Genomic DNA, 210 nt, shown 5'->3' with positions numbered 1-210 from the left:
GCGACCGCCTATGTCAGCGCCATCCGGGTCGAAGGCAACGAGCGTATCGACAGCCAGACCATCGTCTCCTACCTGCCGTTCCAGGCCGGCGCGACGGTCGATGCCGAACTGATCGACACGGCCGTCAAGACCCTCTACCGCACCGACCTGTTCTCGGACGTCCAGATCCAGATGCAGGGCAGCGAGATGGTGGTGACCGTGGTCGAAAGC

Annotated in this window: 1 protein-coding gene; it reads left to right on the top strand. The window is 63.8% G+C overall.

Annotated features, from left to right (window positions below):
• Positions 1-210 (top strand): POTRA domain-containing protein (locus ABAC460_RS48005; RefSeq protein ID WP_035426723.1); only part of this gene is annotated, 210 nt, incomplete at both ends.

The sequence above is a fragment of the Asticcacaulis sp. AC460 genome (genome assembly GCF_000495795.1).
Classification (GTDB): Bacteria; Pseudomonadota; Alphaproteobacteria; order Caulobacterales; family Caulobacteraceae; genus Asticcacaulis.
The sequence above is the reverse complement of the archived record's forward strand: the minus strand, read 5'-3'. Positions and strand labels throughout refer to the sequence as shown.